The organism is Buttiauxella brennerae ATCC 51605 (assembly GCF_001654925.1).
Taxonomy (GTDB): Bacteria; Pseudomonadota; Gammaproteobacteria; order Enterobacterales; family Enterobacteriaceae; genus Buttiauxella; species Buttiauxella brennerae.
The window spans coordinates 1-14,734 of record NZ_LXER01000015.1; the positions used below are offsets into that span (position 1 = coordinate 1).

13 protein-coding genes and 1 pseudogene are annotated in these 14,734 nt (G+C 49.3%); 11 read left to right on the forward strand and 3 right to left on the reverse strand.

What is annotated here, in order from left to right:
- The 6 genes and pseudogenes from M975_RS23340 to yncE form a co-directional block, all read left to right on the forward strand.
- The coding region (locus M975_RS23340; protein ID WP_245164340.1) for an RHS repeat-associated core domain-containing protein at positions 1-733 on the forward strand (733 nt) is incomplete at its 5' end.
- 393 nt (positions 734-1,126) lie between these two features.
- Positions 1,127-1,696 carry a hypothetical protein gene (locus M975_RS22890; RefSeq protein ID WP_157093344.1) on the forward strand — a complete coding sequence of 190 codons (570 nt, stop codon included), beginning with the start codon at positions 1,127-1,129 and terminating at the stop codon, positions 1,694-1,696.
- A 78-nt stretch (positions 1,697-1,774) separates the two neighbouring features.
- Complete coding sequence (locus M975_RS07220; protein WP_064558312.1) at positions 1,775-1,969, forward strand: hypothetical protein; 195 nt, start codon at positions 1,775-1,777, stop codon at positions 1,967-1,969.
- Between the two features lie 437 nt (positions 1,970-2,406).
- Positions 2,407-2,966 (forward strand): annotated as a pseudogene (locus M975_RS07225) (RHS repeat-associated core domain-containing protein); the annotation flags it as partial.
- Between the two features lie 4 nt (positions 2,967-2,970).
- Positions 2,971-3,243 carry a hypothetical protein gene (locus M975_RS22895; protein ID WP_133521411.1) on the forward strand — a complete coding sequence of 91 codons (273 nt, stop codon included), beginning with the start codon at positions 2,971-2,973 and terminating at the stop codon, positions 3,241-3,243.
- A 615-nt stretch (positions 3,244-3,858) separates the two neighbouring features.
- Entirely contained in the window at positions 3,859-4,923 is a 1,065-nt protein-coding gene (yncE, locus tag M975_RS07235; protein WP_064558317.1) for a 7-bladed beta-propeller protein YncE, read from the forward strand.
- Between the two features lie 88 nt (positions 4,924-5,011).
- Here the strand turns inward: yncE and nifJ are convergent, their stop codons facing one another.
- Entirely contained in the window at positions 5,012-8,542 is a 3,531-nt protein-coding gene (nifJ, locus tag M975_RS07240; protein ID WP_064558319.1) for a pyruvate:ferredoxin (flavodoxin) oxidoreductase, read from the reverse strand.
- Positions 8,543-8,956: 414 nt separating this feature from the next.
- Between nifJ and M975_RS07245 the strand changes: the two genes are divergently transcribed.
- On the forward strand, positions 8,957-9,223 hold the full coding sequence (locus M975_RS07245) for a putative hemolysin (protein ID WP_064558321.1): 267 nt from the start codon (positions 8,957-8,959) through the stop codon (positions 9,221-9,223).
- A 5-nt stretch (positions 9,224-9,228) separates the two neighbouring features.
- Here M975_RS07245 and hslJ read toward each other — a convergent pair whose 3' ends face one another.
- Together hslJ and M975_RS07255 are read right to left on the reverse strand one after the other, a co-directional pair.
- Complete coding sequence (gene hslJ, locus M975_RS07250) at positions 9,229-9,654, reverse strand: heat shock protein HslJ (RefSeq protein WP_064558324.1); 426 nt, start codon at positions 9,652-9,654, stop codon at positions 9,229-9,231.
- A gap of 189 nt (positions 9,655-9,843) precedes the next feature.
- Positions 9,844-10,833: a 2-hydroxyacid dehydrogenase gene (locus M975_RS07255; RefSeq protein WP_064558326.1), complete on the reverse strand. Its 990-nt coding sequence runs from the start codon at positions 10,831-10,833 to the stop codon at positions 9,844-9,846.
- Positions 10,834-11,056: 223 nt separating this feature from the next.
- On the opposite strand from M975_RS07255, the gene M975_RS07260 reads away from it, so the two are divergent.
- From M975_RS07260 to M975_RS07275, 4 genes are all read left to right on the forward strand, one after another.
- Entirely contained in the window at positions 11,057-13,699 is a 2,643-nt protein-coding gene (locus M975_RS07260; protein WP_064558328.1) for a YdbH family protein, read from the forward strand.
- Positions 13,696-13,896, forward strand: a complete 201-nt coding sequence (locus tag M975_RS07265; RefSeq protein WP_064558331.1) for a YnbE family lipoprotein — start codon at positions 13,696-13,698, stop codon at positions 13,894-13,896. The genes M975_RS07260 and M975_RS07265 overlap by 4 nt, the downstream gene beginning before the upstream one ends.
- Positions 13,897-13,901: 5 nt before the next feature.
- Positions 13,902-14,225 carry a YdbL family probable chaperone protein gene (locus tag M975_RS07270; protein ID WP_064558334.1) on the forward strand — a complete coding sequence of 108 codons (324 nt, stop codon included), beginning with the start codon at positions 13,902-13,904 and terminating at the stop codon, positions 14,223-14,225.
- A gap of 61 nt (positions 14,226-14,286) precedes the next feature.
- Positions 14,287-14,592, forward strand: a complete 306-nt coding sequence (locus tag M975_RS07275; protein WP_064558337.1) for a hypothetical protein — start codon at positions 14,287-14,289, stop codon at positions 14,590-14,592.
- The last annotated feature ends 142 nt before the right edge of the window (positions 14,593-14,734 follow it).

A 14,734-nucleotide genomic window follows, 5' to 3' on the forward strand; every position in this document is an offset into this window, starting at 1 on the left:
TGAAGCAGGAGCGATAGCCTGGCAGGCAGAATACGATGAATGGGGCAATCAGCTGACAGAAGAAAATCCGCATCATCTGCAACAACTCATTCGTCTGCCGGGCCAGCAGGCTGATGAAGAGACGGGATTGTATTACAACCGCCACCGTTATTATGACCCGCAACAGGGGCGGTATATTACCCAGGATCCTATTGGGTTGGCGGGTGGGATGAATTTGTATGTTTATCCACTGAATCCAAACAAGAATATTGATCCTTTAGGATTAGAACCATTTACTGGTATTGATATGGGGGCAGGGATCAATGAACGAGCTTCTCTGGGTGAATGGATGACTGGGCATGGGGATTCTCCGGAGGAAATAAGTAAAGATATGGCGCCATTTTTACCACCAAATCCTATGTCAAGAGAGTGTCGGGCATCTGGAACAGCTGCGTTAGGTACTGGTGTATCAGGATCTGTTTCAGCTAATGAAAATACAGGTGTTAGTGGGCTTGGCAGCATTCCAGTTGCTGCTGTTGGCGCACGCGCAAGTGCGACATGTGGGCTGAAATTTAGAGACCCTAAAGCTAAGGATTTAAAAGCAGCTGCTGGCTTTTCTATTGGATTCGGAATTGCAAGTATTGAGATAATGCAGACATCAACATGGCCAGAAGTATACATTGGTGCTGGGCCTGGGGCTGGCCCAGAACTTAAAATCCCATACAATCCTAATGTATCTGTACCATTTTTCTAGGTAGGGTAAATATGTGTGAAGAAATTAGAATTGCCAGAATTATTGTGTTCTTTATTATATTTTCATTGGCTTTAATTGCCGTCTTTTCAGGAATGAATTTTTGCAAGAGGAAAAACATAGATTTTAATACAATCACTGGTATGTTTGAAATGTATGCTCGGGTATTTAAATTTGAAGATAAGATGTTTTCTTTCTTGATGCTAATTTGCATGTACGGAGGTGCTTTGCTCGGGATAATTATGATCGGTATCAGTTTTTGGGCCGAAGGGAAAGGATGTGTGTTCCCAACGCAACATAATAAATAACCATCAATGCAGAGGTGTTAGTGTAACTTAAAAGGTCTGGAGAGTATTTTGTACGGAAGGATATGTTGGGTTGAGGGGTGGGTGGAATTTGTATACATATCCGCTGGATCCAGTTAAGGGAGTAGATCCATTAGGGCTGATTACATTTAGTGGTGCATTTGGTAAGGAGGCTGGTTCAGCAGTGAATGCTGCTTCCGAAGGCTATATGTCATACGAAGAAGCATCGGCAACAATAGATGCGGCAAATGGACCAACATATTCACCATTACTATTTTCAGTTAGTGCTGATGCCGGCGTATCTGGTTATGGAGTATTTGGTGGAAGTTTTTCTGGTGGAGTTCTTACCGGAAATGGCGATAAAGGATTGGATTTATGTTCGTATCTTATGGCATGTCAGGGAGTTGGGGGCGGTGCTGCGGGTGCTATTTCTCTATCAGGTACTATCAGTAATGCACCTCCCAGCAGTGGCATGACTATTCTTTCCGGGGCAACGACCGATGTTGGCTTTATTATTAATGGTTCTACGACTGGCTTGGTTGAAATAAATGGCAGTAATGGTCCTATAAATCTTTCTGCTACCCTTGCTGCTGGGGTGGGAGGGGGAACATTCTCAGGTGGTATAACTTGCCAACAATATACTCGCTGTATAGTTAATTGAGATAAATATTATGATTAATAGAAAGATATTGTATTGCTTTGTTTTTTTCTGCCTTTAGTAGGGTGTAATGATACTAATGTGAATATTGCTAAAGAGAAAGTGCAAGAATTTCATGTTAAATATAATGAAAAAGAATTTGATGTTATTTATGATACGATTTTGTCTAAAGAGTTTAAAGAATCTATGAATAGGGATAATGGTGTTCCATTTATGAGCAATGTGTATGATATATTTGGGGGTTATCAGAATAGTGAATTAAAAAAACTAACGTAATCACAGGGTTTATTGGTGGTGAAAAAATAGAATTATTTTATTATTCTAACTATAAAAAATATACCGTAAATGAATTATTTGTTCTGAAAAAAGAAAATGATAGTTATAAAATAATTAAAGTAGAATATTCTAATACTCAAGTGAGGAGTGGTAAATAGATTTCATAGCATTGATAACATATGTGAATTTACCATGTTCTAATGAAAATACATGATCAATTGACAATGTTTAACTGATGACAAATAGATATAAGCTGAATCAGAAAATACGGCCCGCTGCAGAGAGTATTTTTCAGTTCATGTAAACAAAAGGATTTATGTATGACCGGTAAACCCGCGGCACGGTGGGCGACATGACGGCAACAGCCGCGCTGGAAAAAGCCGTACGCTGGCGGAGAAACTGCAGCAGGACGCGGGGCTGGGTGCTGATGCAGTGGACAGCTCAGTGACCAGAGCCGCCAGTGGCTGACGCAGTGCGGGCTGAGCGTGGAGCAGATGGAAAAGCAGCTGGAGCTGGAACACACGCCGGAAAGAAAAATCCATCTTTACCACTGCGACCACCGGGGACTGCCGCTGGCGCTGATTGATGAAACCGGAGCGATAGCCTGGCAGGCAGAATACGATGAATGGGGCAATCAGCTGGCGGAGGAGAACCCGAGTTGATCCGTCTGCCGGACCAACAGGCTGATGAGGAGACGGGGTTATATTACAACCGCCATCGTTATTATGACCCGCAACAGGGGCGATATATTATCCAGGATCCGATTGGGCTGGCGGGTGGGTGGAATTGGTATACAGATCCACTGAATCCTACTAAGTATATAGATCCATTGGGATTAACTAAAACCGCTCAGTCGTATATCGTTAGTAGAGATCTAGCAGCTCTTGGTGATGAGGCTAGATCTCGTTGGAATCCACTTACACATACGTTTACAGTAACGACAGATGGTCAGGGAATATATTGCATACGTATAGTTGGGGGAATGATGAAAATTTAAAAGGGTGGAATTTAGATCAACCATCGATATAAAAACAGCCAGAGAAGCATTGGATAATGATTTGTCCAAGCCAACACTGGCCGAAAATTATTGTGTGGAACAGGCATATAATGAATTAAATAAGAAAGGAAATGAACATATAAATTTATTCATTGCAAGGAATTGTAAGCAAGAAACAAATAAATTATTATTGGAAGCAATGTCTATTTTTACTAATGGCCGTTGGGGAGCGTCACCGTTTCCACCGAAACCAGGTATATATGGGTATTCATATTGATTATGAAAAATATATTTTTGAGTTTGTTAATCGCCGCTGGTGTTAGCATGGTTTCTGTTATTATCTATACGGAATTCATTAGCTTGTATGGTAAGGGGTGTTATTTTTTCTATGTTAAATTATTTTTTGCATTGAGTATTATTGGTGGTGGAGGGGGGTCTATTGCATTTTATACACAATAAAAAAGGAAGGTTTTATTTGTAGTGTTGCTTACGGAGTCCTCACCTCGTTTATGATATTTTTTTTGATCGGGTTTATTATTGTAAATACTTATGGATCATAGCTTTCAATAATTAAAAGAAATGGATCGAAATATGGTCATGATCGCAGGTAAGTCGTACTGATAAATGCTTAGGACGGCACTGACTGGCGGGCAGAACTGAACCCGTGGGGCAGCAGTATTTAATGATTTTGCCGATTCTTTGGTTTGTCGTTCCTGGCAAAGGTTGCCTTGTGATGGTGGTTAATTAAGTTGATTAACCCTTGTGTTATGCCATTTAAATGAGAATCATTTGCTTTTGTTGGCGGAAATGATAATAATTATCAACAGTGCTTTGAGCTATAGCTAATATCCTGTTAGTTATAGCTTTTTACTTACTGTTGATAAGGATATTTATGTCTGCTTTACCACAAACCCGCCTGCGTGCATTGCCTGCTTTAATGCTCTCCAGCCTGCTGTTTTCCAGTTCACTGTTTGCCGATACCTCATTCATGGTCGAAAGAAAACCCGTTGGCAAAGGCGCGTACGAAATGGCCTATAGCGCGGATCAGTCCGCACTGTATGTTGCCACTTCCCAAAGCCGCAAACTGGATAAAGGCGGGGTGGTTTATCGCCTTGACCCGGCAACGCTCGAAGTGACTCAGGCTATTCATAACAACCTGAAGCCGTTCGGCGTGGCGCTCAACAAAACCACCGGTACATTGTTCCTTGGCAACACCACCAGCAGTGCGGTGACGGCGATTAACAGCAAAACAGGCGATGTGATTAAAACGCTTGTGGTGGATGAAACCAAACGTACCGAAACGGCGCGCCCGCTGATGCCGCGCCAGTTAGTGGTTAACGAGGCCACCAACACGTTGTATATGGGCGGGTTGGGTGAGTCCAGCGTGCTGTGGGTGATTGATGGAGCAACGCTTGAATTGCGCGATACCATTAAAGATCTTGGCAAAATGGCGACGGGGCTGGCGATTGATGCGCAAGCATCACGCATTTACATGACCAATGCCGACAACGAATTTATCGTTATCGACAGCAAAACCAATAAGGTTATCTCGCGCACCAAACTGGACACCGAAGGCGAGCATTTCTACCTGAATATTGCGCTTGATACTGCAAACAACCGTGCGTTTGTCAGCGATTCGAAGTCACCGCAGCTATTGGTTGTGGATACCCAAACCAGCAAAGTGCTGAACAAAGTGGATGTGCCGCTGGGGCTGGATGTGCTGTTTAACCCGACGCGCAACGAAGTCTACGTGACGCATCGCAAAGCCGGTAAAGTCAGCGTGATTGATGCGAAGAGCTACAAAGTGCTGGAGACTATCGACACACCTGCATTGCCAAATAGCCTCGCGTTGTCACCAGATGGGCAGCAGCTGTTTGTCAGCGTGAAACAACCGGGTAGCCGCGAAAAAGAGCCGACCAGCCCGGATGATATCGTGCGGATTAGCTTTAAGAACTGATTCGAGGGGTGGATGTCGCTTGCGCTAATCCACCCTGGAAATGCCTTCCGTAGGTCGGATTAGCGCAGCGACATCCGACATTACCCAACTACTCGCTATCAGCCTTTTCTGCTTTACCTGCCATCTGAGCCAGGAAGTCGTAGCGTTTTTGCAAATCGACGGCAGCATCTTTCCATAACTGCTCGGCGACTTCCGGTTGTTGCGCATTCAGGCGACGGAAACGTTGCTCTTTCATCAAGGTATCAGCCAGTGCATCAGAAGGTGGACGGGAGTCCAGCGCCAGCGGCAGTTTGCCTTCATCGGCACGACGTGGGTCGAAGCGATACAGCGGCCAGAAGCCGGTCGCGGTCAACTGACGCATTTGGTCGTGACTGAGCGCCAAATCGTAACCGTGCTCTTCACATGGGCTGTAGGCGATAATCAGCGATGGGCCTGGATAGGCTTCTGCTTCCTGAATGGCTTTCACCGTCTGGTTAAGCTGTGCGCCGAGTGAAATCTGCGCCACATAAACATGCCCGTACATCATCATGCTGACGCCGAGATCTTTACGCGCTTTACGCTTGCCGTGTTCGCCAAATTTCGTCACCGCGCCAAGTGGCGTGGCTTTTGATGCCTGGCCGCCCGTGTTGGAATAACATTGCGTATCCAGCACCAGAATATTGACGTTTTCGGTCAGGCTAAGCACGTGATCCAGGCCGCCAAAGCCGATGTCATACGCCCAGCCGTCGCCACCAATCAGCCAGATAGATTTATCAACCATCGCGTCGGCGTCGGTGATGAGCTGGCGCGCGTCCGAGTCGTCGATATTTGCCAGATGTTTGCGCAGTTCGATAACCTGTTCGCGGCGCACTTCTGGTGTGGCCTCAGCATGAAGCTGTTCGTTCAGTTCAGCAGGCAGTTGGTCAGCAAACTTACCGATCAGACGCATCACGCGGGCGCGATGTTGATCGACGGTCAGGCGGAAACCGAGGCCAAATTCGGCGTTGTCTTCAAACAGTGAGTTTGCCCACGCCGGACCGCGCCCGTTGGCATCGGTGGTGTATGGCGTTGACGGCAAGTTACCGCCATAAATTGACGAGCAACCCGTGGCGTTGGCAATTAACATGCGGTCGCCATACAGCTGAGTCAGCAATTTAATGTACGGCGTTTCGCCACAGCCGGAACACGCGCCTGAATATTCAAACAGCGGTTGAAGCAGCTGCGAAGTACGAATATCAATGCGCTCGAGGCTGGTGCGGTCCATTTCCGGTAGTTTAAGGAAGAAGTCGTAATTCTCTTTCTCTTCTTCAACGTGCTCAAGGCGCGACATCATATTGATGGCCTTGATTTCCGGGTTCTGGCGATCTTTTGCCGGGCAAACTTCGACACATAAATTACAGCCGGTGCAATCTTCCGGTGCCACCTGCAGCACGTATTTCTGCCCGCGCATATCGCGGGATTTCACATCCAGTGATTGCAGTGCGGCAGGGGCGTTTTCCATCGCTTCAGGCTGTACGACTTTGGCGCGAATCGCCGAGTGCGGGCAGGCGGCAACGCAATGGTTACACTGGGTACAAATGTCCGGCTTCCAGATAGGAATTTCTTCGGCAATGTTGCGTTTTTCCCACTGCGTGGTGCCCATCGGCCAGGTGCCGTCTGGTGGGAGTGCAGAAACAGGCAGCGCGTCGCCAAGGCCTGCGAGCATCGCGGCGGTGACGGTTTTGACGAAATCCGGTGCTGCATCGGAAACCACCGGCGGGCGCATCGGGCTGCTTTCATTCACTTCCTGCAAGGTCACTTCGGCAAGCGACTCACGGGCTAAGGCTAAAGCCTGCCAGTTGCGCTCGACCAGTTCCTGACCTTTGCTGCTGTAACTTTTAGCAATCGCTCCTTGCAGTTCCGCCAGTGCGCTGTCGCCCGGCAGAATGTTGGTGAGATGGAAGAACGCCATCTGCATAACGGTGTTGATGCGCGCGCCAAGCTGGCATTCACGGGCGATTTTCGCCGCGTTGACCACGAAGAAACGGGCTTTACGCTGGTTCAGAACCGCCTGAACTTCTTGCGGCAGGCGGTGCCACACTTCATCTGCGCCATAAGGCGTGTTCAGCAAGAAAATACCGCCCGGTTTCAGGCGCTCGGTCATCTGATATTTATCGATAAACTGCAACTGGTGGCAGCCAACAAAATCTGCCTTATCAATTAGATAGGTTGAGTTAATCGGCTGCTCGCTGACGCGCAGGTGGGAAACCGTCAGGCCACCTGCCTTTTTCGAGTCATAGACAAAATAACCCTGCGTGAAGAACGGCGTCGAGTTACCGATGATTTTGATGTTGTTTTTGGTGGCTGATACGCTGCCGTCACTGCCCAGACCGTAGAACAGCGCTTCGAGTTTGGCGCGGTTCGGCAGAGTGTTTTCTGGCAATGGCAGAGATAAATTGGTGACGTCGTCGTAAATCCCCACGGTGAAGCGCGGGCGCGGTTTGGCCTGAGTCAGTTCGTTAAACACCGCCAGCACGCAGTCCGGGCCAAACTCTTTGGAAGAGAGGCCATAACGCCCGCCAATCACGCGCGGCAACGTTTCGCGTTCGCCACGGTTGAACGCTTCGGCAAGAGAGGTCATCACGTCGAGATACAGCGGTTCTGCCAGCGCACCGGGTTCTTTGGTACGGTCGAGCACAGCAATCTGGCGCGCAGTTTCTGGCAATACTTCTAATAAATGATCGGCAGAGAAAGGGCGGAACAGGCGAACTTTTAGCACGCCCACCTTTTCGCCGCGCGTCAGTAATTCGTCGACGACTTCTTCACAGGTGCCGATGGCAGAACCCATCAGGATAATCACGCGTTCGGCTTGCGGGTGCCCGTAATATTCAAATGGGCGATATTGGCGGCCAGTAGTGGCGGCAAAGCTATTCATTGCCTGCTCAACGTGCTCATACACCGCGTCGTACCACAGGTTGCTGGCTTCGCGGGACTGGAAATAGGTATCCGGGTTGGCAGAGGTGCCACGGATCACCGGGTGTTCAGGGTTTAGCGCACGGGCACGGTGTTCATCAATCTCTTTTTGCGGCAGCAATTCCAGAATGGTGCTGTCAGCAATGGGCACAATTTTATTGATTTCATGTGAGGTGCGGAAACCATCAAAGAAATGAATAAACGGCACGCGACTCTTCAGGGTGGCGATATGCGAAATCAGCGCGAAGTCTTGTGCTTCCTGAACGCTGCTGGCGCACAGCATCGCACAACCGGTCTGGCGAATCGCCATCACATCTGAATGGTCACCAAAAATCGAGAGCGCGTGAGTGGCGACAGTACGCGCGGCCACATGCAATACAAACGGCGTTAGTTGCCCGGCCAGTTTGTAGAGTGTCGGGATCATCAGCAGTAAACCCTGCGATGAAGTAAACGAGGTGGAAAGCGCGCCGGTTTGCAGAGCACCGTGAACGGCGGCGATGGCGCCGGCTTCGGACTGCATTTCTACCACGCGAGGCGTATCGCCCCAGATGTTCTTGCGCCCGTCCCCGGACCACGCATCGGCAAGTTCCGCCATGGTGGAGCTGGGAGTTATCGGGTAGATGGCAATTACTTCGCTGGCACGAAACGCGACTGACGCGACTGCACCATTGCCGTCGGTTGTGATCATGGAGACACCCTTACATTGCGCAATATACCAGTCACCCTTCAAGTTGCAGGGTTGTTGGCTGCTCTCATTCACCCGAATCACTTACATGAGTAAGCTCATCGGGATTCATTCGATTGCCGCCTACCTGCAACTTGAAGTAGCTCAGGTATAAATGAAAACGAATAGACCCGCATACCTACGCGAATCGAAGAATAATCTTTTAATTCTAGCAAAGCCCACAGAAGGTGATTTTCGCTTTTGTGTCCTGCGTTTGGCTTTGATTGAGGTTATGAAAAGGGAGATTGGATAAGTTTTGCACAATAAAGTGATCTGCATTACAAAATCAGACACATTTTATGGTCTTGCGGCCTCGACGGAACACCGCGCGAGCGCTTATGATTCTTGGGTTTTGCAACATTCAGGGGGAGAAAAGTAATGCGCGCTGCGTTTTTAGCGGGATTTGCCGCACTGTTATTGTCGGCATGTAGTAATGAACCACCTCAACAAGCCACCGCAGCTCACGTACCGCTTGGTATGCGTGCGGCAATGTCTAATCAAGGGCAGGCGAGTTGTGCAATGATTGGTGGGACGTTGAGTGTTGCTCGTCAGCTTGATGGCTCGGCAATCGGTATGTGCGCGATGCCGAACGGCAAACGCTGTAGTGAAAACGCGCTTGCCGCCGGAACCTGTGGGGCGTACTAGTCGAATTAGTTAACCAGTTCGGCCAGTTTATAAACTAAGGTGTGCTGGCTGGTTTTCAATGTCAGTTGCTGCGGAGCCAAATCAACTTTCGCGCCGGTCGTCAGCATGTCGTTAATCATGTGGTCGAGCCCGTTAAGCTGTGGTTCTGCACACATCATCATTGTCATTCCTAACCCTTTCGCTTTCAGAGTGTTGTCTTCAAGCGTCGCCTGGCCCATGAAGCGGTTACACATGCTGCCTGCAATGTGCATATTCTCACCGAAGCTCAGTTCTGGTGTGCGATCAATACCGGTAAGCGGCTTGCCATCAACAGTTTGCAGAACATAGCGGTGGTGTTGCAGGTCTTGTGCGGTAACTGCCGATTTATCGCCTGATTGCGCACAACCGGCCAGTACCATTGCAGCCAGCGCTACAGAAGCTAATTTTTTCATCTTCTTTTCCCTAAGTTATTCAGTTCATCAATGAGTAATGAGGGGGGACTATATCAAAATTACATCTGATTATTATAAGGATATTCTTAAAGCACCCTCATCCCTGCCATCTCCCTGAGGGAGAAGGGGAAAACAGTTTATGCCCTCTCCTGAGGGAGAGGGCCAGGGTGAGGGCATTAATACTGAAACTCAGTTCACCTGATTAACGCAAGGCTCGCCATTCTCTAACTGACGCAGGTTTTCCAGCGTTGTCTCGGAAATACTGGTTAACGCTTCCGCGGTCAGGAACGCCTGGTGGCCGGTAAACAGCACGTTGTGGCAGGCCGACAGGCGACGGAACACGTCATCCTGAATCACATCGTTAGATTTATCTTCAAAGAACAGATCGCGTTCGTTCTCGTAAACGTCCATTCCCAGTGCACCAATTTTTTGGTTCTTCAGCGCATCAATAGCGGCCTGGGAATCGATCAATGCACCACGGCTGGTGTTAATGATCATCACGCCGTCTTTCATCTGCTCAAAAGCCGTGCGGTTTAGCAGATGGTAGTTTTCTGGCGTCAGCGGGCAGTGCAGGGAAATCACGTCAGACTGCGCAAACAGCGTGGGTAAATCAACGTACTCCACGCCAAGTTCGAGTGCCGCTGCACTTGGGTATGGGTCGAACGCCAGTAAACGCATACCGAAACCTTTCAGTATTTTCAGCGCCGCGATACCAATTTTACCGGTACCAATCACACCCGCCGTTTTACCGAACATGGTGAAACCCGTCAGCCCTTCAAGTGAGAAGTTCGCATCACGAGTGCGCTGATAAGCACGGTGAATACGACGGTTAAGGCACATCATCATACCAACAGCATGTTCTGCGACCGCTTCCGGAGAGTAGGCTGGGACTCGCACCACCGGTAAACCTAACTCTTTGGCAGCGTCGAGATCGACGTTGTTAAAGCCTGCGCAGCGCAGCGCGATAAATTTCACACCGTGCTTTTTAAGCTCCTCGAGTACCGGGCGGCTACCATCGTCATTAACGAAGATACAAACACCTTCGCAGCCATGCGCAGTTTTAGCTGTTTTTTCGTTTAGCAGGAAGTCGAAAAATTCAAGATCAAAGCCATATTCATTGTTAACCTGCTCCAGATACTTTTTGTCGTACTGTTTTGTGCTATACACTGCCAGTTTCATGAGACTTATCTCCAGAATGATATTGGTGTAAAATTATCACGCTTAAAAAATTCTTACAAATATTAAAATTTATTTTTAGGCATGAAATTCTGCTGGTAACTCAACGTTGGCTACGCTTAAAACCAGGCACGACCTTCACGCCCGGACTTAATAATGCAAGAATCATCGCATATGCTGTCTCGTTGGGTACAATTTTGTCGCTGAATCAGGATATTAACCGCCCATGAAGGGTAAATTTAAAGCCATTATTGCGCTGGCGCTGATACTCATTCTGTTTCCTCTGGCGCTACTGATGACTATAGCGCATTGGCTGCCTACGCTTGCCGGAATCTGGCTGCCACAAGGCACGCGAATTGCCATGGAATCCAGCCCTCGCTTCACGCGGGGAGCGGTCATTGTTCCTGACCTGCGTTACCTGGCCGGTGACTGTGAACTGGCGAATATTACAGACGCTACCCTCAGCCACCCAAAACGCTGGCGTATCCATGTTGATACGCTGAATCTTAATGTCGATTGCCTCAGCAAAATTCCTTTGAATCAGTCGGGGCCAGCCGCACCGCGCACGCTTGCCGAGTGGCAATCACTACTGCCTGAAAGTCTCTTAACTATAGATAGGGTCAATATCACCCCGTTTCAACAGTTCTCCGGGGCTTTGCGTCTGGCCCTCACGCCACAGCAACAAACGTTGCACTTTGAAGGCCCGTCGTTGAGTGTCGACGCGCAGTTAAACGGCCAGATGCTAGAGTTGCAAAAGTTAAAGGTTCAGGCTCTGGTGGGCATGGACCCGCTGGAAATGGCAGGCACCATTACCTTGCCACCGTTAACCGACAAGCTGCCAGAACAGGGCCATTTTGCGACGAAACTGCGTATTCCGCAGGAGCCTGAACTGCTCGATGTAGAGCTTGACTGGGATCAAGAGCAGGGCACATTCACGATGGCGAAGCCAGATGCACCTGAAGCCCTGGTGTCGTTGCCCTGGACGCTGAGTGACAATATTTTCGAAGTCAATGGCGGGCAATGGTTCTGGCCTTATGCAGGTTTCCCTATGCGCGGAGGTCTTGCTCTGCGGGTTGATGACTGGAAACTCGGTATAGAAAAAGCGGTTATCAGTGGCCGTATGAATGTCATCACCCAGGGAAGTGCGGGTAAAGCCAATGCGGTGCTTAATATTGGCCCTGGCAAACTCAGCCTGCTCAACAGCGCGTTGCCTGTGCAGTTAACGGGAGAAGCCAAACAAGATGGCATGGTGTTCTACGCCGTTTTGCCGGGTGAAATTAGTGGGCCGATCGCTGACCCACAATTGTTATTCCGCCCGGGCGCACTGTTACGCTCGCGTGGGCGCATTATCGACTCGCTGGATATCGATGAGATTCGCTGGCCGCTGGCAGGTGTTAGCGTGACGCAGCGCGGTGTTGATGGCCGCTTACAGGCAATTGTGCGTGCTCATGAGAATCAGATGGGTAATTTTGTTCTGCACCTCGACGGGAATGCGGACAACTTTTTACCGGATGCGGGCTTGTGGCGCTGGAAATACTGGGGCAAAGGTGAGTTCACCCCAATGCAGGCTAAGTGGGATGTGCGCGGGCAAGGGGAGTGGCGCGACAGTGCAATCGAACTGAGTTCGCTTTCCACGGGCTTTGATAAGCTTGAGTACGGTTCAATGTTGGTAACCGAGCCGCGCTTAAAACTCGAGAAGCCGCTGCACTGGCAACGCGCGCAGTCAGCCCCCACTTTTGATGGCGCGTTTACGCTAAACGCCGGGAAAACCACTTTCAGCGGCGGCAGTACGCTGCCTCCTTCTACGTTATCATTCAGTGTCACGGGTGAAGATCCTGCATCTTTCCAGTACCAGGGCGACCTGCATGCGGGGGATATTGGCCCGGTGCGGGTGAATGGCCGCTGGGATGGTGAACGCCTGCGGGGTAACGCCTGGTGGCCACAACAAGTGTTGACCGTTTTCCAGCCGCTGATCCCGGCCGACTGGAAAATGACCCTAAAAGACGGTTCGCTGTACGCACAAGTGGCGTTCTCTGCCGCCGCAGGGCAAGGGTTTGAAGCCGGCGGGCATGGAGTGGTGAAAAGTGGCAGCGTCTGGATGCCGGATAACCAAATTAACGGTGTCGACTTTGTGCTGCCATTCCGCTTTGGCAACAGCACCTGGCAACTGGGAACAGACGGCCCGGTGACCTTGCGTATCGCGGAAGTTAAAAACCAGGTGACCTCGTCGAATATCACTGCTGACCTCGAAGGCTGGTATCCGTGGAGTGACAGGCAGCCGTTGACGCTCAGTAATGTGAATGTCGATATTCTGGGCGGCAAAATGCGCGTGCAACAATTACGCCTGCCACAACGCGATGCCGCCTTGCTACGCTTAGAGAATATCTCGTCGAGTGAATTGATTACGGCGGTTAACCCTAAGCAGTTCACGATGTCCGGGCGGGTGAACGGCGCGTTGCCGCTGTGGCTGAACCATCCGCAATGGATAATCAAAGATGGCTGGCTGTCCAATCCTGGCCCTCTGACATTACGGCTGGATAAAGACATGGCTGATGCGATTGTTGAGAACAACATTGCCGCAGGTGTTGCTGTTAACTGGTTACGTTATATGGAAATTTCTCATTCCTGGACCACGATCAATTTAGATAATCTTGGCATGTTAACCTTGCGGGCGAATGTGCAGGGCACAAGCCAGGTTGAAGGGAAAAGGAATGCGGTTCGGCTGAACTATAGCCATCAGGAAAACCTTTTTACGCTCTGGCGCAGCCTGCGTTTTGGGGATAATTTGCAAACCTGGCTTGAGCAACATACCGAACTGCCGGATGTGCGTTGTCAGACACGCGGTAAAGCTTGTGAGGAAACACAATGAAAATCGTCATCGCTATGCTCCTGGTTACAGGGATTTCAGGTTTAACAGGATGCACACCGCGTATTGAAGTCGCGGCGCCAAAAGAGCCAATCACCATTAATATGAACGTAAAAATTGAACATGAAATTCATATTAAAGTGGATAAAGACGTTGAAACGCTGCTTAAAAATCGCAGCGATTTGTTTGGCGCGGAGTGAGCCTAATGAAAAATATCCTAAAGGGTCTGTTACTGGCGAGCATGGTGTTTAGCCAGCCGGTTCTGGCATTAACCTTGACTGAAGCCCGGCAACAAGGGCTGGTGGGGGAGACGTTGAGCGGTTTTATTGCACCCGTTAAACAAGATAAAGAGACACTGGAACTGGTAAAGCGTATTAACGAAGCGCGCTCGGAAAATTACCAGAAGCTGGCAGATAGCAATAATATCTCAGCCAATCAGGTTGCCGAACTTGCCGGGCAGAAACTGGTGGCACGAGCGCAACCGGGCGAGTACGTGCGTGGCATCAACGGGCAGTGGATGAAAAAGTAGCACTCCTCATAAGGCCGTGGGCTACACTGAATTGGCGCCGGTACGCAATGAGGATCCATTGATGAAAAAAATTATTCTGACCGTGGTGTTGTCGTTGGTAAGCACAGCTGTGTTCGCACAATTAACCATGAATCCAACCACCAGCTCCACATCAAACAGTTCGTCGACCAGCCAGCAAACGATAACCGCCCAGGGCACCAGTGACTTGCTCGGGAGTGATGCGGTGGCAGGTCTTGGGACCAGCGACACGGTCGCGGGGCTTAGCGGAACTGACTCGCAGACGATTAACCCAACATCCAGCTCCTCCCCAATGCCAGCCTTTGGTCACACAGGGAATCTTCGGCAGCCGGGTTCAATCCGCCATTAAGGCGATAAAATCACGACCGCCATTGTTTTAAATTTCTCTTTCGTTGAGCTTTTATTTATACCATTTTGACTGCGCCTAAAATAAAAGCTTAATTTCTCAGCAGCTTAATTTAATAGCAGTGCTGGGATTTTATTCTATTTGA